At 72.8% G+C, this 22,340-nt stretch carries 19 protein-coding genes; 10 read left to right on the top strand and 9 right to left on the bottom strand.

The window, feature by feature from the left end; genetic code table 11:
* Positions 1-25: 25 nt before the first annotated feature.
* From ACFZB3_RS05930 to ACFZB3_RS05910, 5 genes are all read right to left on the bottom strand, one after another.
* Entirely contained in the window at positions 26-1,741 is a 1,716-nt protein-coding gene (locus tag ACFZB3_RS05930) for a hypothetical protein (RefSeq protein WP_391370345.1), read from the bottom strand.
* A gap of 2 nt (positions 1,742-1,743) precedes the next feature.
* Positions 1,744-2,646, bottom strand: a complete 903-nt coding sequence (locus ACFZB3_RS05925; RefSeq protein WP_391370342.1) for an ABC transporter permease subunit — start codon at positions 2,644-2,646, stop codon at positions 1,744-1,746.
* Complete coding sequence (locus ACFZB3_RS05920; RefSeq protein WP_391370339.1) at positions 2,643-3,554, bottom strand: ABC transporter permease subunit; 912 nt, start codon at positions 3,552-3,554, stop codon at positions 2,643-2,645. The genes ACFZB3_RS05925 and ACFZB3_RS05920 overlap by 4 nt, the downstream gene beginning before the upstream one ends.
* Positions 3,555-3,676: 122 nt before the next feature.
* The gene (locus tag ACFZB3_RS05915; RefSeq protein WP_391370337.1) at positions 3,677-4,999 is read right to left on the bottom strand and encodes an extracellular solute-binding protein; all 1,323 of its coding nucleotides are present in this window, start codon (positions 4,997-4,999) and stop codon (positions 3,677-3,679) included.
* Positions 5,000-5,275: 276 nt separating this feature from the next.
* Positions 5,276-6,409 (bottom strand): ROK family protein, encoded by a 1,134-nt coding sequence (locus tag ACFZB3_RS05910; protein ID WP_391370334.1) that lies wholly within the window; start codon positions 6,407-6,409, stop codon positions 5,276-5,278.
* Between the two features lie 325 nt (positions 6,410-6,734).
* Between ACFZB3_RS05910 and ACFZB3_RS05905 the strand changes: the two genes are divergently transcribed.
* The 6 genes from ACFZB3_RS05905 (at position 6,735) to ACFZB3_RS05880 (ending at position 14,064) form a co-directional block, all read left to right on the top strand.
* Positions 6,735-7,658, top strand: a complete 924-nt coding sequence (locus ACFZB3_RS05905; protein ID WP_391370331.1) for a BadF/BadG/BcrA/BcrD ATPase family protein — start codon at positions 6,735-6,737, stop codon at positions 7,656-7,658.
* 276 nt (positions 7,659-7,934) lie between these two features.
* Positions 7,935-9,866 (top strand): phosphatase PAP2 family protein, encoded by a 1,932-nt coding sequence (locus tag ACFZB3_RS05900; protein WP_391370328.1) that lies wholly within the window; start codon positions 7,935-7,937, stop codon positions 9,864-9,866.
* A 94-nt stretch (positions 9,867-9,960) separates the two neighbouring features.
* A complete protein-coding gene (locus tag ACFZB3_RS05895) occupies positions 9,961-11,673 on the top strand; it encodes a phospholipid carrier-dependent glycosyltransferase (RefSeq protein WP_391370326.1) in 1,713 nt (570 codons plus the stop codon).
* 186 nt (positions 11,674-11,859) lie between these two features.
* Complete coding sequence (locus ACFZB3_RS05890) at positions 11,860-12,783, top strand: SIS domain-containing protein (protein ID WP_391370323.1); 924 nt, start codon at positions 11,860-11,862, stop codon at positions 12,781-12,783.
* Between the two features lie 420 nt (positions 12,784-13,203).
* On the top strand, positions 13,204-13,587 hold the full coding sequence (locus tag ACFZB3_RS05885; protein WP_362600302.1) for a hypothetical protein: 384 nt from the start codon (positions 13,204-13,206) through the stop codon (positions 13,585-13,587).
* A gap of 48 nt (positions 13,588-13,635) precedes the next feature.
* On the top strand, positions 13,636-14,064 hold the full coding sequence (locus ACFZB3_RS05880) for a hypothetical protein (protein ID WP_391370319.1): 429 nt from the start codon (positions 13,636-13,638) through the stop codon (positions 14,062-14,064).
* Here ACFZB3_RS05880 and ACFZB3_RS05875 read toward each other — a convergent pair.
* The gene (locus tag ACFZB3_RS05875) at positions 14,007-14,843 is read right to left on the bottom strand and encodes a peptidoglycan-binding protein (RefSeq protein ID WP_391370316.1); all 837 of its coding nucleotides are present in this window, start codon (positions 14,841-14,843) and stop codon (positions 14,007-14,009) included. The genes ACFZB3_RS05880 and ACFZB3_RS05875 overlap by 58 nt on opposite strands.
* Positions 14,844-15,027: 184 nt before the next feature.
* Here ACFZB3_RS05875 and ACFZB3_RS05870 point away from each other — a divergent pair, with 184 nt between their 5' ends.
* From ACFZB3_RS05870 to ACFZB3_RS05855, 4 genes are all read left to right on the top strand, one after another.
* A complete protein-coding gene (locus ACFZB3_RS05870; protein WP_391370314.1) occupies positions 15,028-15,771 on the top strand; it encodes a TetR family transcriptional regulator in 744 nt (247 codons plus the stop codon).
* Positions 15,772-15,931: 160 nt separating this feature from the next.
* Positions 15,932-16,351 (top strand): zinc ribbon domain-containing protein, encoded by a 420-nt coding sequence (locus ACFZB3_RS05865; RefSeq protein ID WP_391370311.1) that lies wholly within the window; start codon positions 15,932-15,934, stop codon positions 16,349-16,351.
* Positions 16,352-16,403: 52 nt separating this feature from the next.
* Positions 16,404-16,790 carry a DUF4440 domain-containing protein gene (locus ACFZB3_RS05860; protein WP_391370308.1) on the top strand — a complete coding sequence of 129 codons (387 nt, stop codon included), beginning with the start codon at positions 16,404-16,406 and terminating at the stop codon, positions 16,788-16,790.
* Positions 16,791-17,001: 211 nt separating this feature from the next.
* Positions 17,002-19,770: a hypothetical protein gene (locus tag ACFZB3_RS05855; RefSeq protein WP_391370305.1), complete on the top strand. Its 2,769-nt coding sequence runs from the start codon at positions 17,002-17,004 to the stop codon at positions 19,768-19,770.
* 32 nt (positions 19,771-19,802) lie between these two features.
* Here the strand turns inward: ACFZB3_RS05855 and ACFZB3_RS05850 are convergent, their stop codons facing one another.
* The 3 genes from ACFZB3_RS05850 to ACFZB3_RS05840 form a co-directional block, all read right to left on the bottom strand.
* Entirely contained in the window at positions 19,803-20,198 is a 396-nt protein-coding gene (locus tag ACFZB3_RS05850; RefSeq protein WP_391370302.1) for a PPOX class F420-dependent oxidoreductase, read from the bottom strand.
* Between the two features lie 64 nt (positions 20,199-20,262).
* On the bottom strand, positions 20,263-21,021 hold the full coding sequence (locus tag ACFZB3_RS05845; RefSeq protein ID WP_391370299.1) for a type 1 glutamine amidotransferase domain-containing protein: 759 nt from the start codon (positions 21,019-21,021) through the stop codon (positions 20,263-20,265).
* A 31-nt stretch (positions 21,022-21,052) separates the two neighbouring features.
* The gene (locus ACFZB3_RS05840) at positions 21,053-22,225 is read right to left on the bottom strand and encodes an aminotransferase class I/II-fold pyridoxal phosphate-dependent enzyme (RefSeq protein ID WP_391370296.1); all 1,173 of its coding nucleotides are present in this window, start codon (positions 22,223-22,225) and stop codon (positions 21,053-21,055) included.
* Positions 22,226-22,340 lie beyond the last annotated feature (115 nt).

Below are 22,340 nucleotides of genomic sequence, written 5' to 3'. Positions count from 1 at the left end.
GTGGCCATGGTGTGGGTCGTCGGGGTCAGTGGGCGGGTGCGGGCCGGTGGGCGCGCAGGGCGACGGTCAGGGTCTGCGGGCCGTGACCGCCTATGTAGACGCGGTTCCCCGTTGTCGCGTCGGTGCCTCCCGCCACGGTGTGGTCCTGGCCCGGGTCGTACCGCAGTATCTCGCCGAGGTCCGGTCCGGCGAGCGGTCCGCCCGCCTCGACGGCGGCCTCGACCCCGATCTCGTCGTCGCCGACGCGGTAGGTCAACGGCTCGGTCGTCAGGCACCAGCGTCCGTCGCCGAGCGGCACGGCGCCCTGCGGCTCGCCGCCCGGCCGGAAGGTCAGTTCGAGGGCCCAGGGCACCGATGGGCCGCTGATGTCGATCCGCAGGTCGGCCCCGTCCTCCCGCAGGTCGACCTCGACTCGGGTCGTGTGGGAGATCTCGTCCTGAGGGCGGTCGGGGAAGGCCATCGACGCGGAGAAGCGGCCCTCGTCCGACAGGCGGTAGGCGCCGTCGTCGCGCCTCCGGTCCTTCGGGAGCGGCTGGTAGTAGGCGGTGGTGAGGGTCTGGGTGAGCCGGTACCGGTTGCCGGCGAGCTGTTCCATGTCGGCGGCGCGGAACGGGCCCAGGTCGAAGAACACCCGCGAGAGGCGGACCGCGTCGAGGACGGCGGCACCGGCGAACATGCGCAGGAAGGTGGGGTTGCAGGCGAGACCCGAGCGGATGCGCCGGTGCTCGGGCACGTCGGAGCCGCCGTACACCACGGTGTGCGCGGTGGCCGAGACGTGTGCGGCGAGGCGTGCGGTGGAGAGGTACCGGTCACGCGGGAGCTGCTCCGCGTCCGGGGCCGGCAGGGCGCGGCACAGATCCGGGGTGAGGAGGGTCTGGGCGAGCAGGTCGGGGTCGTCGATGCCGTCGGCGGCCGCCAGGCGGGCCGCGCGGGCGAAGTCGCCCCGGCCGGTGCGGATCGCGAACAGCCGGTAGTGCGGCAGATAGGGCCACAGCGCGAACGACAGCTTCTGGTCCTGGCGGCGCGAGTGGACGGTCTCCACCGTGCCGTCCGGCCTGATCAGGTCCAGGGTCGTGGCGAGGTTGCGTTCGACGGCGTCCAGCAGGTCGGTACGCCCGAGCACCTCGGCCAGCAACAGCAGCGACGGGTTGGTCACAAGGGACGCGTAGACGGCACTGCGTTCCGAGTACAGGCCGTCCGCGTCGATGTCGACGCCCTCGGCGAGCCACTCCTCGGCGCGGGCGAGGATCCGGGCGTCCGGGAACGAGCGGTGCAGCCGGGCCAGCGCCGCGGACAGCTCCCAGCGGTGGTTCGGGGTGTGCACCCCGCCGGTCAGGAGAGGGCCGGTGGCGGCGCCCGCGATGTCGGCGAGCGCCGCCGTGACGTCAGCCAGTTCCGGCCCCGCGCCCGCGGCGAGGACGTGCGCGTCGCACACGTCGTTGACGGTGAACGCGGAGTCCGGCGGCGACTGCACGTTGTCGCCGCCCGCGAAGAGGCCGGAGGCCGTCTGCAGGGACCGCAGGGCACGGAGGCAGGTCAGCGCGGCGGCGACGGCCCGCTCGCTGCCGTGCAGGGCCGACTCCGGCGAGCGGTACACCGCAACCAGGGTCTTCACCCGCCGGGCCAGGGCGCGGTGCGGCCCGATGAATTCCGCCGACGGGTCGGCCTCGGGCAGGGCGACCGACCCGTCGGCGGCGAGCACCGCTGCGCGGATGAACTCGTGGTCGAGCAGGGCGGTCAAGGTCAGTCCTTCAGTCCGGCGTTGATGTCGGCGCTCATGACGTACCGCTGGAACACCAGGAAGACGAGGATCAGCGGGATCATGGAGATGACCGATCCGCCCAGCAGCACCGACCAGTTGATGTTCTGCGCCCCGACGAGACTCTGGATGCCGATCTGCACGGTGAACTTGTTGGGGTCGTTCAGCATCAGCAGCGGCCAGATGTAGTCGTTCCACCGCCACTGGAAGGACAGGATGGCGAGGGTCAGCATGATGGGCCGGGAGATCGGCACCATGATCCTCAGGAAGATCGACAGTTCCCGCGCGCCGTCGATGCGGGCGGCCTCGACGAGTTCGTCGGGGACCGTCAGGAAGAACTGGCGGAACATGAAGCAACCGGTGGCGGTGAGCACGGCCGGGAGGATGATGCCGCCGAACGAGTTGTAGAGGCCGAGGTCGCGGACGACCAGGAACTCCGGGGCGAGCATGACCTCGGACGGCAGCATCGTGGTGGCCAGGATGCAGATGAAGAAGGCCTTGAGCCATTTGTTGTCGTACTTGGCCAGGGCGTACCCGGTGCAGCAGCTGACGCCCACCGTGAGGATCGTCGTGATCACGCACACGAGGGCCGTGTTGATGAAGTACTGGGAGAAGTTGGCGCTGTCCCACGCGGCCTTGTAGCCCGACAGGGTGGGGTGGTGCGGGACCACCGTCAGCGGGAGGGAGAAGAGGTCTCCGGCCGGCTTGAAGGAGCTGAGGATGAACCACAGCACCGGCAGCCCGTAGAGGCCCGCCAGGATCCACAGCAGGGTCGTCGCGGGTACCGCGCGCCGGAGCCCGCCGTCGCGCCCGCCACGGGGCCGCCTCTTGGACGGGGCCTTCACGGAACCGGCGTCGACCGGACGCGGCGTGTCTGTGGTGGTCATCGGTTCTCCAACCGCCGGTTGGCGATCAGCTGGATGATCGCGACGGCCATCAGGATGAGCATGAGCACGAACGACGCGGCGCTCGCGTAGCCGATCTGGCCCCGGTTGAATCCGGTCTGGTAGATGTACTGGACAAGCAGGTTGTTCGAGGTGCCCGGTCCGCCGTTGTTGAGGGAGACGAAGAGCGGGTATTCCTTCATCGCGTTGATCGTGTTGAGCAGGATCACGATGAAGGACGTCGGCGCGATGCTCGGCAGCGTGATGCTGATGAACTGGCGCCAGGGGCCCGCGCCGTCGAGCGACGCCGCCTCGTAGTACGAGGTGGGCACGTTTTTGATCGCCGCGATGAACAGCAGCATCGAGAAGGCCGTTCCCCACCAGGCGCCGGCCATCACGACCACGCCCAGCGACAGGTCCGCGTTCGACTGCCACGCGATCGCGTTTCCGCCGAGCTTCTCGATGACGTAGTTGATCAGTCCGAAGTTCTCACCGAACAGCCAGCGCCACAGGACACCGACGACGATCGGCGAGATGAGCCACGGGATGAAGAAGACGACCCGGGCGATCGACGCACCCTTGGCCTGCTTGCTCACCACCAGGTTGGCGATGAGGAGCGAGAGCACGAAGTTCAGCGGCACGACCAGCACGGTGTACAGCAGCGTCCGTGTCAGCGCGTCGTAGAAGGTGGAGTCGCCGAACAGGTTCGTGTAGTTGTCCAGCCCGATGAACTGGAACGCCCCCACGCCCGTGTAGTTCGTGAAGGAGTAGACGAGCCCGATCACCGCCGGCCACACGAAGAACAGTGCGAAGAGCACGACATTGGCCGCGATGAGGACGAGCGGCGCGAGGGTGTAGGTGCTGCGTCGCCTGGGCGGGCTCCCGGACACGTCCGAGGCGCGTTTTGTCATGTTCCTGACTCCGTGCTGTGGGGATGGATTGCCGTGGGCTCAGGCCCTGAGCCCGTGATCGTGTGGGCGCCCGGTCCGGGCGGCGGTGTCTCGACCCCGCCGCCCGGACCGCGGGTCTGCGATCAGCCGCCGACCTGCTGGTTGTAGCCGTCCACGATGTTCTGCAGGGCCTTGTCGGCCGACTGCTGGCCGTTGATCGCCTTGCCGAGCTCCGTCTTGGTCGGGTCGGTGGTGAGGCTCTTGCCCTTCAGCACCCACGCGGTCTGCGCGTTGTTGAAGTAGCCCGAGATCGGGTCGTAGAGCGGGATCTCCTCGTTGTAGAGCTTGAACGCCGCCTGCGCCGCGTCGGAGGTGAAGGGGTACTTCGGGCTCAGGCCGCTCTCGACCGGGAGGAAGCCGGAGGTCTCGACCAGCTCGGTGTACTGCTTCGGGTCGTACACCCAGGACATGAACTTCTTCGCGGCGGTGGCCGCGGCGCCGTTGTTGTTGAAGCCCACCATCATGCCGCCGCTGTTGACGTCACTGGCCTGCACCGGCTGGGCGGGGGTCGGGACGCTCGCCCAGTCGAACTTCTTGATGCTGTCCGCGAAGGAGGCGACCTGCCACACGCCGGACCAGTAGGCGACCACGTCACCGCTCTGGAACATGGCGGACGGGTCGGCGCCGCTGGTCCACACCGACTTCGGCATGGTCTTGTCGTCGTTGAGTCCGACGAAGTACTTCACGGCCTTCTTGGTCGCGTCGTCCACCGAGAACTTGCCGGAGGAATCGGCGTGGACGTACTTGCCGCCCATCTCGTAGACCATGGCGCGCAGCCGGGACGGCGACTGGTCGAAGGTCAGCGAGTACTTCGCGCCGGTCTTCTCCCGGACCTTGTTGGCCGCCGCGATGAACTCGGTCCAGGTCCAGGTGTCCGAGGGCGAGGCCGGGACGGCGACGCCGGCCTTCTTGAACAGCGTCTTGTTGATGAACAGGCCGGACGCGGTGACGTCCGAGGGGATGGACAGCACCTTGCCGGACGAGTCCTTGGCGAGGAAGTTGGCGTTGATGTTGTAGCTCTTGTTGTTGGCGATGGAGCTGAGGTCGATCAGCTTGTTCGACCAGATCGGGTCGAGGGCCGGTACGTCCGCGACGTCGGGCAGGGAGTTCGCCTGCGCGGCGTTGTGCAGCTTCGTCGGGTAGCCGTCGTAGGGGATGTTGACGAGCTTGACGGCGACGCCGGTTTCCTTCTTGTACTGAGCCACCAGCTTCTTCCAGCCCGCGTCCTGTCCCGGAACCGTGGAGATCCAGAACGTCAGCGACTTGGAGGTCCCGCCGGAGTCGGAGCCCGACCCGCAGGCGGAGAGCAGCAGGGCTCCTGCCGAGGCAACGGCAGCGAGGGGAAGCAGGCGGCGCATACCGCCGCGGCCGAGTCGGCTGGAGCGCCGCACACCCACAGTGGTCATCTTCGTTCCCATTTCGTCGTACGGACGGAGCACGGCGCCGGCTGAGGCGGCACGGGTGCATTTTGAAGGAAAAGTCGCTTTCCGGGGGGCGCGGCCTCGCCCGGCCGCATCGTCCACGCGGGGCGAGATCCCCGGCCGTCCTGGCCGTCACCGCACGGGCACGCCCTCGTGCGGTTGCCGTACATCCTGTACGGGCTGGGAGGCTCACCCCAAGTCGGCGTCCCGGCCGACTTAGAAAGCGCTTGTCCGGACATTGGCAGACCGATCAGGAAGCCGTCAATCCTTCGCCTGCGCGCCTTCGGTCACGGTTTGGACTCCCTTGGCCACGGCGAGCCGGGCGGCCCCCACCACGGTACCGAGATCGCCGATCTGGCTGCTGACCACCTCGGTGGGCCAGCTCAGCCGCCCCAGCTCGGCCCGCACTCCGGGCAGGACCTGCGGGTCCGCGCCCGTGCTGCCGCCAAGGACGATCAACCCCGGGTCCAGTACGGCGGCCACCGCCGCGGCCAGCCGGCCCACGTCGGCGGCGTGCCGGGCGACCAGGGCGCGGGCGGGCTCCCGGCCCTGGGCGGCCAGCGCGAAGAGCCGGTCGGCGGTGCGCGGGCACGGGCCGTCGGTCTCCGGCCAGGCCTCGGCGGCCCGGCGGAGCAGGGCCTGCGAGCCGACGTAGGCCTCCAGGGCCTCCTGGCGGGGCTCCCGGTCGTCGTCCCAGGGGTAGGGCAGCCGGGCGAGCTCACCGGCCGCGCCGTTGGCGCCGCGCAGCACGTGGCCGCCGATGACGATGCCCAGACCGATACCGACGCCGATCCGCAGGTAGCCGAAGGTGTGGCGGCCCCGGGCGGCGCCCTCGTGGAGTTCGGCGAGGGCCGCGCAGTTCACGTTGTTCTCCAGGTGGACGGGGACCCCCGGCGGCAGGGCGACGGAGACCGCGTCGAAGACGGGCCCGGCCTTGGCGGTCGCCGGGCGCATGCCGGTGCCCGCCCGGTCGGGGGCGGTGACGTCACCGACGGCGACCACGATGGCCCGCAGCGGGGCCCCGGCGGGCAGCGCGGCCAGAGCCTCGCGGACGGCGTCGGCCGCCCTGGTGCGGGGCGTGTCCGCCTCGGCGAGCAGGGTGCCGTCCAGCGCGCAGGCGCGGACCCGGGTACGGGCCGGGCCGAGGTCGACGGCGAGGACGGAGCCGGCGGCGGGCCCGAGGCCGTAGACGGCGGCGGAGCGGCCGGTACCGCTGGAGGCGGTGCCCGAGTGGGTGGCGAGCCCGGCCCCCTCCAGCTCCGCGACGGCGGCGGAGACCGTCGGCTTGGACAGGCCCGCGAGGCTCGCGAGCTGCGGCCGGGTGGCGCTGCCGGCCTGGGTCAGTACGGCGAAGACCGCGCCGGCGCTCTCGGTGAGCCGGGGGGCCTCAGCCACGACGTGTTCCACAGTTCCCCCATGGGTCAGGGGCCGCGCTCCCCCGGGGTGCCGGAGAATGCGGCGATGCGGTGCCGTTGTGCCGCGCGGTTCTGGCCTCGACAGCGTCCCGTTGATCGAGTCCGCGGCAACTCTTGACGCACTGTACTTCGTTAGTTAACTTCCTAACGAAGTACACGGTACTCGCCTGCCGTGCTCCGCAAGAAGCCCGTCCCGGGGCTTCCCGACCTGCTCGACTCCTGTTCGGCCAGGCGCGGTTCGCCCGCCGTCGCAGATCAGTGCCAGGCTCTTCCGCGCTGTTCGCCCAGACGACGAAAGAGGATCCGTGCAGGACGCACCTTCTTCTCCGCCCTCCCCGCCTTCCCCGCTCGTGGTCGGCATCGACGTGGGCGGCACCAAGACCCACCTCCGCGCCGTCGCCGGTCCGGACCGGGTCGCCGACCACATCCGTCCCAGCAGCGGCTGGCGGCCGCACGACGCGGCCGCCGCGGCCCGCTGGCTGGCCGCGATCGTCCACGACGCCCTGCCGGCCGGCTCCCGCCCGGCGGCCCTGGCCGTCGGCGGGCACGCCTGTGAGACCCCCCGTCAGTGCGCCGGTATCGCCGCCGCCCTGCGCGACCTCCTCGACGTGCCCGTCCGGGTGGTGGGCGACGCGGAACTCCTCGTCCCCGCCGCCGGCCTGGAAAAGGGCGTCGGCGTGGTCGCCGGCACCGGCTCGGTGGCCGTCGGCCGGCAGCCCGACGGCAGCCCCGTGCAGGTGGGCGGCTGGGGCGCGGTCCTCGGGGACGAGGGCGGCGCCGCCGGACTCGTCCGGGAGGCCGCCCGCGCCGCCTGGGCCGCGCACGACCGCGGCGAGGCCCCCGACGCGCTCGCGACCGGGCTCGTCGCCGCCTTCGGGGTGGCCGAGGTACCCGCACTCGGCGACGCCCTGGAGAGCGCCTCCGACGTCTCCGCCGAATGGGGCCGGCACGCCCCGGCGGTCTTCGCCGCGGCCGACGCGGGCTCCCTGCTCGCCGCCGACGTGATAGCCGACGGCGGCCGCGCCCTCGCCGCCCTCGTGGCCCGGCTCGCCGCCCGCGGTCTCGCCGTGGACGACGTGGTGGTCGCGGGCGGCACGATCCTCTCCCAGCCCCGCCTGTACGACGCCTTCGCCGCCGGGCTCGCCGAGGCCGTACCCGGAGCGCGGCCGCAGCCGTTGCGGCTCCCGCCGGTCGAGGGAGCGGTGGCGCTGGCGCGTTCGATCCTGTGAGAAACCTGTCCGCAGCCCGTCCGGTCCCGCCGCGCTGGACCACGGGCCGTTCGAGGCTGCGAACATGCAGGTCCCGGCCGGTTCTTCCTGTGAACCACAGGGCTTCCGTTCAACTCCGGGACACGTGACGGTCGTCGGGCGATGACCACCGGGACACGAACTCGCCCTAGAACTTCGCTCGTTCAATACTTTTCCCACGCGAACCCACACGCTCACGCGCATCTGGAGCGCCGGCCGTCCGCGTGAACTCCCCGAGAATTCAAGAGAGGCACACCCATGCCGTCACCTGCCGGGCACCACTCCGCTTCCCCGACCCGTGGAACCGCCGTCGGCCGACGGCGGTTCCTGAAGACCTCGCTCGGCGCGTCGGCGGGTGTGCTGGCGGCCCCGACCTTCGTCGGCTGGCTCGCGGCCGCCGACGCCAAGGCCGCCACGGCCCTGGCGTTCGTCGACGACTACAAGACGAACATCAGCACCAACCTCACCGCCGACACCAACGCGGTGGTCCGGATCCTCGGCGGCTTCGCGCAGATCTGGAAGACCGGTTCCGCCTGGAACACCGGCAGCGTGCTGCGCGCCGACATCCTGCGCGACAACATGCGCTACTGCGCGAAGATCACCAGAAAGCGGAGCGCCGCCGACGCGAAGAAGGCGTTCCTCTACGACCGCCAGCACCAGAGCTACGCGATGATCGCCGGCCTCGGCCCGCTCGCCGACCTCTACAAGGCCGGTTCCCTCGCGGTCACCTCGATCACCAGCGCCCCCGACGGCACGCCCGCCACCACGATCAACGACGCCGTCCCGGCCGGCGCCCCGGCGGGCGCGGCGCTCGGCGCGGGCTCGCACGACTCGGCGCTCGGCAAGGTGGCCACCCTGGTCGACACCCTGCGCGGCAACTACGCGTCCGGCAACCCGTCCAAGTACGCCTACCAGTACCCGCGTCCGTGGCGGATGAACGAGCACAGCGAGGTCGTCGACACCGGTACGACGGACGCCTACGGCTACCCGGTCTACGAGTCCGACGTGGTCGTCGCCCCGCAGCTGCTGCGCCAGCGCAGCACCTCCCCCACCGACGACGGCGGCTTCCCGTCCGGCCACACCAACGCCTTCCACCTGGCGGGCCTCGCCTACGCGTACGCGGTGCCGGAGCGCTTCCAGGAGCTGGTCACCCGGGCCCTGGAGCTGAGCGACACCCGCATCATCGCGGGCATGCACAACACGGTCGACGTGATCGGCGGCCGCATCATGGCCACCGCCCTGGCCGCCGCCACCCTCGCCGACCCGGCCAACGCCGACCTCAAGGCGGCCGCCCGCGCCCAGGCCCTCGCCTGGTTCGAGGCGCAGACCGGCTCCACCGCCGACACCCTGTACGCCTACGCCCACTCGGCGGGCACCGGCACCGACCCGTACGCCGACCGCGAGGCCAACGAACGCGCCGCCACGCCCCGCCTGACGTACATCCTGGACCGCGAGGGCCGCGAGCTGCCGTTCGACGTGCCCAAGGGCGCCGAGGTGCTGCTGGAGACCCGCCAGCCCTACCTCACCGCCGAGCAGCGCCGCGAGGTGCTGCGCACCACCGGCCTGCCCTCCGGGTACGTGCTGCTGGACGGCCCGGAGCAGTGGGGCCGCCTCAACCTGTTCGCCGCCGCGGACGGTTACGGCGCGTTCGACACGGACGTCACGGTCACCCTGGACGCGGCGGCCGGCGGCTTCGCGGCGGCCGACACCTGGCGCAACGACATCGACGGCCACGGCGCGCTCACCAAGAAGGGCACCGGCACGCTGACCCTGACCGGTGACAACAACTACCGGGGCGGCACCGTGCTGGCCGCCGGCACCCTGGTCGCCGCCGCCGAGGACGCGCTGGGCCGCGGTGACGTCCGGGTCTCGGCCGGCACCCTGCGGGTCGCCGGGAAGCTGTTCGTGCGCGGCACGTACACGCAGGACGCGGGCGCCCTGGAGGTCACCCTCGCCAAGGGCCGCAAGGCGCCGCTGGCGGTGAAGCACCTGGCCGTCCTGGGCAGGGGCAGCACGCTGGTCCTGAACCTCGACACCGAGCACCCGCCGGCCGCGGGCAGCACCCTCCCGGTCGTCGACGCGCCCCGGCTGCGCGGCCAGTTCGACAAGGTGGAGCTGAACTCCGCCACGCTGCGGGCCGTACCCGTCTACACGGCAGACGGTCTGTCGGTACGACTCGTGAAGCGGTGACGCGCCCGGTGGCGGGAGCGATGCGACAGTAGGGCCCATGGCTGCTCGTGATCGCTCCCGTCACCGCGGGCCCGGTGTCCCCGCGGGGCGGAAGATGGCAAGCGAACAGCAGTCGGTCCTCGAACCCGACGTCCCCGGCGTCCCCGGCGTCCCCGACCTCCCAGCCGCCCCCGGGCCGTTCCCCCGGCCCGCCCCCGCGGCCCGGCTGGCCACCGCCCTGCGGGCCCGCCGCCGGTGGCTGGTACCGGTCCTCGCGGTGCTGCTGCTGGCCCAGATGGCGGCGGCGATGGTGACCACCGCCGTCCAGCAGACACCCACCATCGACGAGCCGGTGTACGTGGCCACGGCCACCGACTACCTCCACGAGCACCGGCTGCGCTACAACACCGAGCACCCGCCGCTCGGCAAGCTCGTCGTCATGGCCGGCATCGCCGTCGCCGACCCGCACTACGACCCGTCCTACAAGGGCGACCAGGGGCAGGTGGGACAGCACCTGCTGTACGCGTCCGGCAACGACCCCTGGCGGGTGATGCTGTGGGCGCGGCTGCCGGTGATCGTGCTGACGCTGCTGTTCGGCCTGGTGGCGTTCGCCTTCGCCCGCGAGGTCCTCGGTACGGCCGCCGGGCTGCTGGCGCTCGCCCTGTACTGCTTCTCCCCGGACGTCATCGCGCACGGCTCGCTGGCCACCCTGGACGTGCCGTCGGCCGGGTTCGTGCTGACCTCGGCCTGGCTGGTGTGGCGGGCCCGGCGCCGGCCCCGGCTGTACCTGCCCCTGGCAGGGGCGGCGCTGGGGGCCTCGGTGGCGACGAAGATGAGCGCGCTGCCCGCTCTCCCGGTGCTCGTGGCACTGGCGGTGGTGTCGGTGTGGGGCGCGCGTCCGGGCCGTGTGCTGCGGGCCCTCGCGGCGGCGGCCGTGGTGGCCGTGACCGCGGTCGCCGTCGTCTGGCTCTCCTACCTGGCGGTCGATCCCCGGCTGCGTCCGCTGTCCGCCGAGCCGGTGCCGGCGGTGCCCGGGCTGCGGGGCCTGCTGACCGACCTGATGCCCTTCCCGCAGGCCTACCGGGACGGCATGCGGATGCAGTTCGCCCTGGAGGACTACCCCTGGCAGGGCTATCTGTTCGGGCACCTCTACACCGGCTCCCGCTGGTACTACCTGCCGGCCGCCCTGCTGGTGAAGACCCCGCTCGGCATGCTGGCGCTGTGGGCGGCCGGTGCCGTCGCGCTGGTGGCGGTACGGCGGTTGCGGCGGGCCGCGCCGTACCTGCTGCTGCCGCCTGCCGTGCTGCTCGCCTCGGCGATGACCGGGTCGCGGGACTTCGGGACGCGGTACGCGGTCTTCATGCCGATGTTCCTCGCGGTGGGCTCAGCCGCGGTCCTGACGGTGCGTCGGCGGTGGGCGCGGCCGGTGGGCGCGGCGCTGGTGCTGTTCGTCGCGGTGAGCTCGCTGCGCACGTTCCCGTTCTATCTGCCGTACGCCAACGAGGCGTTCGGGGGTCCGGCGAAGACGCACCGGTGGCTGCACGACTCCAACGTGGACTGGGGGCAGGATCTCGGCCGGCTCGCCGACCGGCTGCGGGAGCGCTACCCCGGCGAGCGGATCTGGCTGGTCTACAAGGGCAGTGGCGTCCCGGCGTACTACGGGATCCACGCCACCGACCCCCGCAAGGTGCCGCCCGGGAAGGTGCACGGACTGCTGGTCGTCTCCGACTCGGCGGCCGCCAAGGCACGGGGCGCACTGGCCGAATTGATCGACACCAGCCGTCCGGTCGATGATGTCGGTCATTCGATCACCATCTATCGGCGGTGACCGTACGATCCACCCGATCCACCGGCGGGGACCACCGCATCCGCCGCCGGTGAGCACCGGAATCCCGGTGTGGTTTCCGCATCCTGAGCGTTCGGCGCCGGGACGGTCCGGCGTACCGCACAACCCCTGGTCACCACGGTCCGTGAGCTATGTTGAGTCCTCGTGGGAGACAAAGGAGGCGCTTCGGTGCCATCGCCGCAGCAGGCACGAGCACAGGCATCCGCGATCACCTCGGGCAAAACCGTGCCGGAGGCCGAGGCCGCGCCCACCTCCCAGCTCCGCGAACTCTTCGACGGTCCCCGGCTCTCCCCCGGCCAGCGCCGCATCGCCCAGTACCTGATCGACCACATCACCGAGGCGGCCTTCCTGTCGATCACCGACCTGGCCGAGCGGGTCGGGGTCAGCCAGCCGTCGGTGACCCGGTTCGCGGGCGCGGTCGGCTTCAGCGGCTACCCCGCGCTGCGTGAGCGGCTCCAGTCGATCGCGCTGCGCACCCTGGCGGGCGGTACCGGGGCCGCCACCGAGCAGCGCAGCAACGAGCTGCAGGCCGCCGTGGACGCCGAGATCGAGAACCTGGAGAACCTGCGCCGGGACTTCGCCGACCCGGACCGGGTGATCTGGATCGGCCGCGAGCTGTCCCAGTCGTCCCCGCTGACCGTGCTCGGCCTGCGCATCTCCGTCTCGCTGGCCGAGTACTTCGCCTACGCCGCCCGCCGTATCCACCCCGACGTACGGCTGGTGACCCGGGGCGGCAGCGTGGCCTACGACGCGCTGCTGCAGTCACGCGAGGCGGGCGGCACCTGGGTGCTGGCGTTCGGCATGCCGCGGCACGCACAGGAGACGCTGACCGCGATCAGAGTGGCGCGCACGGCGGGGCTGCGGGTCGCGCTGGTGACCGACCAGGCGCTCGGCGCGCTGGCCGACGAGGCCGACGTGACCTTCAGCACCGGCATCGGCTCCCGCCTGGTCTTCGACACCTACGCGGCGCCCGGTCTGATGGCCGCCGCCCTGCTCCAGGCCATGACCGACGCCGATCCCGGGCGCACCCAGGCGCGGCTGGAGGAGTACGAGCAGGTCGCCGAGGAGCACCAGTTCTTCCTCAAGGACTGACCCCGGACCGACCCCGGAACAGACGTCCCCGCACGATCGCGTAGGGGGAGTATTCACCTCATTTCGCGCATGAATGTTTTCATACGTCTTGCAAACCGGACGGCATATATAAATACTGCTCAAGGGATCACCCCGGCCCACTCCGGGCACGTTCCGCACCCGAGGACGCACCGCTCGCACCCGCCCCGAGAAAGCCGACGGACCGCCCATGCGCACGCAGCACCAACCGCAGTGCCGGCGGCCGACGCCCGGGGCCTCGCACGGACATCCCCAGCCGCCGTCTCCTACCCGCGTCGGCGCCGGGGATGTTCGAACGGGCATCGCCTGTGCGATTCGCCCGCGGCGGCTCCGGCCATCCCCTAGGCCGGAGCCGCCCAGACCCTCGTCGAGCACCCTCATAACGCCGCACACCCGGAAGCGATGACCATGACTCTGACGACGACCGCGCGCATCAGCCCCGACTGGCCCTGCCAGGTCAAGGCACCGGGGAGTTACGACTGGGAGCGCTCCGCCGCCAAGTGGCTGCGCGAGCTGGTTCCGGCCCGCTACGCCAGCTACCCGGCGCTGATCCGGCACCCCGTGCTGCTCGCCCGGCACGCGCAGATCCAGGTCCAGCACGAGGTCCGGGTGGCGCGCACGGCGCTGCAGACGGCGCGCGCCGAACTGCCCCTGCTGGGCCTGCCGGAGTCGGTCATCGAGCACACCATCAAGCTGTACGCGGCGGAGGTCATGCAGCTGCAGCACATCGCCCGCAGCGTCCGCGTGGTCACCGAGGCGCTCGTCGGGCACAGCACCGGCCGCTGACCGTATCCGGCCACGGATGCCCATGCCCGTCACGGCTCGGGTACGCGTGTGATCGGATGCGCCTTCCTTCGCCGTGCCCGCCCCGGGACGGGCGAGTACCTGCGTGCCGCGGACACCGGAGCCGCCGCCGAGTCGGCCGCCCCGGCCGGGGCCGTGTCCGGGCAGCGCGCCGAGCCGGACCGGCCGCGGGAACCGGCGGCCACGGGCTGCTCCCACGACCCCGCGTACGAGACGTACGAGACGTCGCTGCACCGGGCCGGGTCCGGGAACCGCACGCTGCGGGACGAGCGCCGGCTCGAACGGCGGGACGACGTGCGCGTGCTGGACGTCCGGCCGCCGGGGGCTGCCCGTCGTGACGCCCGTCCGCCGCAGGTTCCCGGCGTTCTCCTGATCCATCGCCCGCCGTTCGACGCCGTCGGTCAGCTGTCGGTGAGGCTGGTGCGGGACTCCAGGGCGCGGCGGGTGTCGTCGCCGTAGACGCCCCGTTCGTCGCCGCTGATGCCGTACCAGACCTGGAAGCGTTCCACGGCGGCGGTCAGGGCGGCGTCGTAGGTGCCGCCGGTGGAGCCGTCGCGGTAGACGTCCGGGATGCGCAGCAGTCGCTGCTCCAGCTCGACGACCTCCGGGCCGGTGTCGCCCTGGCGGAGGGTGCCGGCGCCGTCGGGATCGGTGGAGGTGTCCGAGGCCGGCGGGGTGGAGGCCGGTGCCGTGGTGGCGGACGGGGACGGCTGTGCGGCCTCTGCGGTGCTCTGCCGGCCGGGCAGCAGCAGGGCGCAGCCGAAGCCGACCAGGGCGGCCGCGCCGACGGCCACCACGACGGCGGCCCGGCGCAGTCCCGGCCCGAAGCCGAAGGAACGGGACGGGTCGGCGCCGAGCCCCTGACCGTGCCCGTGGCCGCGACCGCCGGTCGCGGTGCGCGGGCCGTCGGTGACGGGCGGCAGTTCCTGGGTCTCGTCCTCCGTACCGGAGCCGAAGGACCCGATACCGGAACCGAAGGACCCGGTATCGAAGCCGAAGGACCCGGTGCCGGAACCGACGGCGGGGTCGAAGGCCTCGAAGTCCTCGGGGTCCCGGCTCCCCGCGTCTTTCCCCTCCTTCGCCTCCTTCGCCTCCCGCGCCTTCTCGGCGGCCTCGGCCTCCGCGTGGAACTCGCGCATCAGCTCCGCGAGGGTGTCCAGCCTGCGGGGGCGCAGGACCCGGACCGGCTCCAGGACCGGTCCCCGGTGCGGCTGTTCAGGGTCGGGCGGTGTCGACACACTGCTCTCCTTCCACGTCCCGTGCGCACGGGAGTCCGCGCTCCCCGAGAACACATACGGGAGGACCGCCCCACCGGTTCAGCCCCGGAGCACGAGGAGGCCCGGGACGGCCGGCAGAGCACTCAGTCCCCCTTCCAGGTGCACTGAGTGCCATGTGGGGCGACGGAATGCTACGTTCGCGTCCATGAGCTCCAGCAGCGCGGCACCGCCCGCCAAGACGCCCATGCGGGACGCCCTGGTCGCGGCGGCCTTCCGGCTCTTCCTGGAGCGCGGGTACGAGCAGACGACCGTCGACGACATCGTTGCCCTCGCGGGGGTCGGCCGCCGGTCGTTCTTCCGTTACTTCCCGTCCAAGGAGGACGTGGTCTTCCCCGACCACGAGGGGTGCCTGGCCGACATGACCGCCTTCCTGGCGGCGGGCGACCCGGAGTGCGAGCCGGTGCGGCGGGTGTGCGACGCGGCGCGGCTGGTGCTGCGGATGTACGCGGAGAACCCCACGTTCTCCGTGCAGCGCTACCGGCTCACCAAACAGGTCCCGGGGCTGCGCGCGTACGAGTTGTCGGTGGTGTGGCGCTACGAGCGCGCGCTCGCCGACTACCTGCGCGGCCGGTACGCCGGCCGCCCCGACGGGACCCTGCGGGCGGACGTCGTCGCGGCGGCCGTGGTCGCCGCGCACAACAACGCGCTCCGCTCCTGGCTGCGTTCGGACGGGCGGGGCGACGCGGACGAGACGGTCGACCACGCCCTCGGGTACGTGCAGTCCGCGTTCGGCACCGCGGCCGCCGGCCCCGCTCCGGGCGCGGCGCCGGCCGCGCTGTTCGGCGGCCCGGCGGAACACCCGGACGACGTGGTCGTCCTGGTCTCGCGGCGGGACGCCCCGCTGTGGCGGGTGGTCCAGGAGATCGAGACCGCGTTCGGTCGCGCCTGAGTTCCGGAAGACCTCATGATTGGGGTACGCAGTGCCTTTACGACTGGCACTGAGTGCCATACTCTGTCGACGTGCACGGTGGCACGGCCAACCGGGCACTGGCGTGCCCGGCCGGGTCCGGACACGCGGGATTCCGGGCGAGCGCAGGGAGTTGACCAGCGTGTACCACCACTCGACGAGCGCCGCGCAGTCGGCGGTCGGATTCGCGACGGGCGTTCTCGACCCGGCGCCCGCGGACCGCGCCAAGGACGCCATCGTCTACCAGCGCTGCACCTGGTGCGGCACCGCGACGTACCACCGGCTGCTGTGTCCGGTGTGCCAGGGCAGCGAGCTGCGGACGGAGCGCAGCGAGGGCACGGGCACGGTCCGCCACTCGACGGTGGTGCACCGCAACACGCCGGCCGCGCGCAACGTGTCCCTGATCGAGATGGCCGAGGGGTTCGTGGTCCGGGGCCGGGTCATGGGCCCGCCGATCGGTATCCACAGCGGTGACCGGGTCAGGCTCTCCACGGCCAAGGACCCGGTGCGCGGCGAGCCGGTCTTCCAGCTGCTGGACGAGCCGTACCGCGCCTGGAGCTGACGGTCGGAAACCCGGTTGCCCGGTGGCCGGGGCCGCGGGCGAGGATGTGGCCATGAGCGATGAGACTGCGCAGGTGGCGGCTGCGATCGCGGGCGAGCTGCGGCTCATGGATCCCGAGGTGCGCGCCTCCCGGGAGGCGGCGGCCGGGCTGCTGGACCCGGAGTTCGTGGAGGTGGGCGCGTCCGGCCGCAGGTACGCGTACGAGCAGCTGCTCGCCGAACTGCCGGACAAGCCGGGCGCGTCGGCCGACGGTCCCCGGTACGAGCCGTCCGGCATGAGCGGGGTCGTCCTCGCCCCCGGGCTGGTGCTGGTGACCTTCGAGGCCCGTCTCGGTGACCGCCGTTCCCGGCACAGCTCGCTCTGGCGCCGGCGCGACGAGCGGAGCGGCTGGCGGATGTACTACCACCAGGCCACGGTCGTACCGCCCGGCGTCGAGTAGCCCGGCGGGACCGCGGCGGTCGCGAGGGCACCACCGGACGCGCCCCTCCTCCTCCCCCTCCGAGTTCGACAGGCGCCGCTTCTCGGACAGTTGACCCTTCACTCGCGCCCCACAGGCAACCCACAGGCTCGACTCCCCGTCCTCCGGAAGGCGAGGGGCCCCCCCGGAACGGCCGGGGCGGCCCGTGCTCGCCTTCCGAGGAGGAGGAACCTTGGTCCGTACCCGGCGCATATGGGTCACCGCGGCGGCGGTGCTCGCGCTCGTGGGAGGAGTGTCCGGCACCACCGCACACGCTCGGCAGGCCCCGGCCGCCACCGCGTCCGACGGGCGGCTGCCACCGGGCTGGCACCTCGACCAGGGACGGCAGGCACCCCAGCTGGTGTGGCGGTCCGGCAGACGGGTGCCGATGGGGGACGCGCGGGTCGAGTTCCGCGCGGCCGGGCGGCTGTTGGGGGTGCCGAAGCCGGAGCGGGACGGGCACACCTTCCGGCTCGGCCTGGACGGGTCGCGGACGGGGGCGCTGACGGACCTTCAGGTCTGGTCCGGCGGACGTCGGTTGGACACCCGGCCGGGCGCGGCAGCGACCGCGCCCTCGGCGGCGGTCCGGCCCCCGGCCCCGCTGCCCGCCAATGCGGTGGACCCGGGCAGGCCCGGCCCGTACCGCACGAAGACGGGCTCGTACCGGCTCAAGTCGGTCCGCCTGCCCGGGTTCTCCGTCCCGGTCGAGATGCAGGCCGTGGTGGTCGCGCCCACCGGGATCTCCGGGGCCCGCCCGCTCGCGCTGTTCCTGCACGGCCGCCACGCCACCTGCTACGCCCCGCACGGCGGCTCCGACGACGCCTCCGGCGCCTGGCCGTGCCCGGCCGGCACGCTCCCCGTCCCGAGCCACCGCGGTTACCTGCGTGACCAGCAACTGCTGGCCTCCCAGGGCTATGTGACGGTGTCGATCTCGGCGAACGGGATCAACGGCCAGGACTGGCAGGCCGAGGACGGCGGCGCGCAGGCCCGCTCGTCCCTGATCCGGCTGCACCTCGCGCACTGGGCCGACTGGGCGCGCGACCCGCGTCACGCGCCCCCGATCATCCGCGAGGCACCCCGCGCGGACCTCTCCCGCGTGCTGCTGATCGGCCACTCGCGGGGCGGCGAGGGCGTGAACCGGGCGGCGCTGGACAGCCTGTACCCGCCGCCGGCCGGCCAGGACGGCTACCGCGGCAAGGTGCGCTGGCACATCAGCGGGACCGTGCTGATCGGCCCGACCGTCTTCGGCCAGAACCCGGTCCCGGACGTGCCGTCGCTCACGATCCTGCCGGGCTGCGACGGCGACGTCTCCGACCTCCAGGGCGAGGTGTACGTCGACGGCACCCGCGCGGTCAGCAGCGGCAGGGCCCTGCACAGCGCGGTGTACGTGATCGGCGCCGACCACAACTTCTTCAACACGGAGTGGACGCCGGGGCAGGCGCAGGCCCCCGCGGAGGACGACTTCTTCGACGACCCGGACCACCCGGACCCGGTCTGCTCCCCGCACGCCGCGACCCGGCTGACGGCCGACCAGCAGCACCGGGCGGGCTCGGCGTACATCGCGGCGGCGGCCCGCCTGTTCGTCGCGGGGGACGACAAGGTCCGTCCGCTGCTGGACGGTTCGGGACGGCGGGCGCCGTCGGCGGACCCGGCGCGGGTGCTCGCCCACGCGGTCGGCGCGAACCGCGGTGCCGGGTTCCTGCCGGACGGCAAGGTGACGGTGACCGGCGGCCGGCTGTGCTCCGCGGTCGATCCCGACCCGGCGGTGGCCTGTCTCGGCGGGGGCACCGCAGGCGTCTCACCGCACTTCGCGCAGTGGGAGACGGCTCGGGAGGCCGGCCGGCACGCGATCGCGCTGCACTGGACGTCCGCCGGAACCCCGACCCGCATCCGGGTGGCGCGGCCGGTCTCGCTCTCCGGTGCCGAGGCACTCACGCTGCGGGTCTTCGTGCCGCCGAACTCCCGGGGCACCGCCCTCGACGTGTCCGTCACCGACAGCCACGGCCGGCGGGCCGCCCTGGGCCGGGTCCGGGCCGACGGACTGCCCGGCAGCGACCGCACCGCGTCGTACTGGGCGCGTGAACTGCGCGTGCCGCTGGCCGCCGCCCGCCGGGCCGGCCTCGACCTGCGGTCCGTCGCCTCACTCGATCTGACACCGCGTTCGGGATCCGGGCGGGCCTGGCTGATGGACGCCTGGGGCTGGCGGCCGGGCACCCCGGCGGTCCGGGCGGCCGGACTGCCGCGCGTCGACGTCGGCCGGCTCACGGTCGACGAGGGCGACTCGGGCGTGCGCACCTACCACGTCCCGGTGCGGGTGTCGGGGCACGGCACCGGCCGGGTGCGGGTGTACGTCGTCGACCCGGCGACCGGCACCGCGAAGGACCGCCTGGTCACCGTGCGGCCGGGCGGCCACGGCATCGACGTGCCGGTCGAGGTGCGGGGCAACACCCGCTACGGCGCCGACGTGCCGTACGACGTGCTGGTCAAGGCCGTCCACGGGGCCGTGGTCGGCTCCTACCTGGGCGGGCTGACCGTGCACGACGACGACCCGGCACCCACCGTCAGCGTGACTCCGCTCGCGGACCGGGTGACCGAGGGCTCGGACCTGAAGTGGCGGATCTCGCTCTCGGCGGCCGCGGACACGGACATCGGCGCGCTGTTCGTGCCGGTGCCGGTCGGCAGCGGCGGCACGGAGCTGTCCACCAAGGACGTCGACCCCCGCTGGCTGGCCGACGCCTCCGGCGCCGACCCGGCCCCGGAACGGCCCCTGTCCCAGGTGGACGGCCTGTACCTGTGGCTCGACGTGCCCGCCGGGCAGACCCACCTCGACGTGACCGTGCCCACCGTACGGGACCAGGTCGCGGAACCGGCCGAGTCGGTGACCTTCCAGCAGGCGGACGACGACGGCAAGCCGCTGCCCGGCGGCCTGACGCTCACCGGAACGGTGCTGGACGCCTCGTAGTGCCCGCGCGCCCTGAGGAGGTCCCGGCCTCCTCAGGGCGCCAGGGTCACCCGGATGCCGAGCGTGCCGGCGGCGCCCCGGCGCAGCCTGCTGCCGAGGAGGACGAGACGGCCGGAGATGCCGTACTTGCGGGCGATGAGGCCGCGGTAGCGGGCGGTGGTGGCCGCGTCGGTGATCTCGGCGGTGGCCGGTACGGGGTCGCCGGTCGGGTTGCCGCGCAGGTCGCAGGGACCGACCGTGACGTCGGCGCGGCGGCGGATGCGCTTGACCTTGAAGGAGTCGGCGACCGTCCAGACGCCGAGCGTGTCGCCGTCCCGTACCACCCACACCGGGGTGGGCACGGGGGTGCCGTCCTTGCGGTAGCTGGTGACCAGGAGGTACTTCCCGGCGGCGAGCCGGTCGAGGGCCGTACCGGTGATGTCGTCCATGCCCGGAGTCTAAGCGGACCCGCGCCCCGGAGGGGCACGGGGAACCGTGCGACCGGCGGGACGCTCAGGCGTCCGCCCGCCGGCCGAGCAGGTCTAGATACCTCCGCGCGAACAGATAGGCGTCACCGGGCCACCGGGCCGACAGATACGTGCCGTCCTCGACGACGAAGGCATGGCTGTCGTCGGTCGCGGTGCCGCGCCGGGTGAGTTCGCGGGGACCGCGCTCGAACTGGGCGGCGGGGCCGGCGAGGGCGCCGCGCACCTCGTCCTCGACGTAGGCCGGGTAGGTGCGGTAGTAGCGGCCGAGGCGCCAGGCGGTGGTCAAGTAGGCGGTGCGCTCCATGTACTTGGGCAGGCAGGTGGTGCGGCGGCCGTGCAGGACGCTGTGCCCGGTGGCCGGGTCCCGGGTGCGGGCGAGGACGAGCACGCCGTGGCAGATCGCGCCGACCGGACGGCCCAGTGCCCAGAACTTCCGTACCTGGTCGCGCAGTTCGGCCGAGCCGAGGTACTGCCGCATGCCGGGCGCGTGCCCGCCGGGCAGCAGCAGCCCGTCGAAGCCGGTGACGTCGAGGCCGGACCAGCCGACCGTGGCGGTGAACTCCGGTGCCGAGGTGAGCTGTTCGTAGAACCGCCTGGGTTCGTCCGCGGCACCGAGCTGCCCGAACAGGACGCCGGTGAGCAGCCGGGGGTCGGCGGCGGGCCGGGTGCCGGCGCGCTCGGTGGCGAACACGACCTGATGGCCGGCCCGGGTCAGCTCCCGCCAGGGCACGGCCACCTCGGTCACGTCGAAGTCCCGGTCGGGCAGCGGTATCAGCACACGCATACGGCCATGATGTCAGCCGCGCGCTCACGCCTCACGCGAGCGCCGCCGCCATCCGGCGTACCGCCTCCGTGATCACCTCGGGCGAGGTCGCGAGGTTGAACCGGACGTGCCCGGCGCCGCCGGTGCCGAAGGGGATGCCGGAGTTGACGGCGACCCGGCCGCGGTCCAGGAAGACCTCGGCCGGGTCGTCGCCGAGGCCGAGGGCGCGGCAGTCCAGCCAGGCGAGGTAGGTGGCCTCGGCGGGCCGGTACCGGATGCCGGGCAGGTGGCGGTCGAGCAGGCCGGCGAGCAGGCGGCGGTTCTCGTCGAGGCCCGCGAGCAGGGCGTCCAGCCAGGCGGTGCCGTCGGTCAGCGCGGCCGTGTGGGCGATCACGCCGACATGGCTCGGGCCGTGGCTGACCTCCTCCGGCAGCCGGGCGAGGTCGGCGGCGGCCCCGGGTCCGGCGAGGGCGAGGGCGGCCTTGAGGCCGGCGAGGTTCCAGGCCTTGGACGCCGACATCAGGGACAGCCCGCGCTCGGCGCCCGGCACGCTCAGGTAGGGGACGAAGCCGACGCCCGGGGCGGTGAGCGGGGCGTGGATCTCGTCGGCGACGACGCGGACGCCGTAGCGCTCGGCGAGGGCGGTGACGGCGGTGAGCTCGTCGGCGGTGTGGACGGTGCCGGTCGGGTTGTGGGGGCTGCACAGCAGATAGCCGGCCCGCCCGCCGCCGAGCCCGCGGAAGGCGGACTCCAGGACGTCGAGGTCGATGCGTCCGCCGGCGCCGAGCGGGGCCTCCACGACCCGCCGGTCCAGGTGCCCGACGAACTCGTAGAACGGCGGGTACACGGGCGAGTTGACGACCACCGGGTCGCCGGGCCCGGTGACCAGTTTCAGCATCTCGACGACGCCGAGCATCACGTCGGGGACGATCGCGGTGCGGGCCACGTCGAGTCCGTCCCAGCCCCAGCGTTTCGCGGCGAACGCGGCGAGCGCCTCGGCGTAGGCGGTACCCGCCGGGTAGCCGGTGTCGCCGAGTTCCATCGCGGCCGTGACCGCGTGGACGACCGCCGGGGCGAGCGGCACGTCCATCTCGGCCACCCACACCGGGAGCACGTCCTCGGGATAGGTGCGCCATTTCATGCTGGTACGACATCGCAGCCGGTCGAGGGTGAGGGCGCGCAGCGGGTTCGGTTCGCCCGGATTCTCCTGCGGGATGCTGGTCATGGGCTCAAGATAGGCGGCCGCGGCGGGCCCGGGAACGAGGCGTACGGCCGTGCCGCACTGCCACGGGATCGTAAAGATCACCAACGCCGTGAACGCCCCGGGGGCGGCCCGCGTA

This window comes from Streptomyces sp. NPDC008092 (genome assembly GCF_042957285.1).
GTDB lineage: Bacteria > Actinomycetota > Actinomycetes > Streptomycetales > Streptomycetaceae > Streptomyces.
Note: the sequence above shows the minus strand (reverse complement) of the source record. Positions and strands in the feature narration are given on the sequence as shown.